This window comes from Ensifer sp. GW101-20A05 (genome assembly GCF_059424735.1).
In genome coordinates this window covers 1-1,251 of the sequence record NZ_JBWKZT010000050.1, presented here as the reverse complement: position 1 = coordinate 1,251, position 1,251 = coordinate 1, and the positions used below count along the sequence as shown (strand labels likewise).

General features: G+C 65.8%; 2 protein-coding genes. Both read right to left on the bottom strand.

What is annotated here, in order from left to right; all coding sequences use genetic code 11:
- Window positions 1-473: ATP-binding cassette domain-containing protein (locus AC070A_RS34595; RefSeq protein WP_494773648.1), on the bottom strand; the 473-nt coding region annotated here is incomplete at its 3' end.
- A gap of 13 nt (window positions 474-486) precedes the next feature.
- The coding region (gene cysW, locus AC070A_RS34590; protein WP_494773647.1) for a sulfate ABC transporter permease subunit CysW at window positions 487-1,251 on the bottom strand (765 nt) is incomplete at its 5' end.

The following is a 1,251-nucleotide window of genomic DNA, read 5'->3' as shown; positions in this document are numbered from 1 at the left end:
AGCACGTTCGGCTCGACCGCCATGGCGCGGGCGAGCGCCACGCGCTGGCGCTGGCCGCCGGACAGCTGCGCCGGATAGCGTTTGTCGAGACCGGAGAGCTGCACCAGATCGAGCAGGTCGAGCGCCCGCTTGCGGATCTCGGCGGCCGGCGGCCGGCGATTGCCCGGGCGCACCTTGAGGCCGAAGGCGACGTTGTCGAGCACCGTCATGTGGCGGAACAGGGCATAGTGCTGGAAGACGAAGCCGATGTTGCGCTGCTGCACGGTCTTTTGCGAGGCATCCTCGTCGCCGAAGAAGATCGTGCCGCCGGTCGGGCTTTCGAGCCCGGCAACGAGACGCAGCAAGGTCGTCTTGCCGGAGCCGGAGGGGCCAAGCAGCGCGATCAGCTCGCCGGAGCGGATGTCGAGCGAGACGTCGTCGAGCGCCGGGAAGCGGCCGAATTCCTTGCGGATGTTGTGAACGCGCACGTCCATAGCGTTTGACCTTTCAATGCCTGCGGCTGGCGGCGATCTCGGCGCTGTAGCGGATCTCCAGCGCCGTCTTCAAAATCAGGGTGATCAGCGCCAGCAGCGCCAGCAACGCCGCCACCGCAAAGGCGGCGACGAAGTTGTATTCATTATAGAGGATTTCGACCTGCAACGGCATGGTGTTGGTCTCGCCGCGGATATGGCCGGAGACCACCGAGACGGCGCCGAACTCGCCCATGGCGCGGGCGTTGCACAAAAGCACGCCGTAAAGCAGCCCCCATTTGATGTTCGGCAGCGTCACGAACCAGAAGGTCTGCCAGCCCGACGCCCCCAAGGACAGCGCTGCCTCCTCGTCGCTGGAGCCCTGTTCCTGCATCAGCGGGATCAGTTCGCGGGCAACGAAGGGGAAGGTGACGAAGACGGTGGCGAGCACCAGACCCGGCACGGCAAACAGGATCTGGATGCCGTGGCTCTGCAGCCAGGGACCGATCAGGCTGTGCGAGCCGAACAACAGCACGAAGACGAGGCCGGAGATGACCGGCGAGACCGAGAACGGCAGGTCGATCAGCGTCGTCAGGAAGGCCTTGCCCTTGAACTCGAACTTGGCGATCGCCCAGGCGGCGGCGACGCCGAAGACGAGGTTGAGCGGCACGGCGATGGCAGCGACGGTCAGCGTCAGGCGGATGGCCGAGAAGGTTTCGGCATCGCCGAGCGCGGCAACGAACTCGGCCGGTCCCTTGCGCAGCGCCTCGGTGAAGACGGCGGCGAGCGGCAAAAGCAAAAA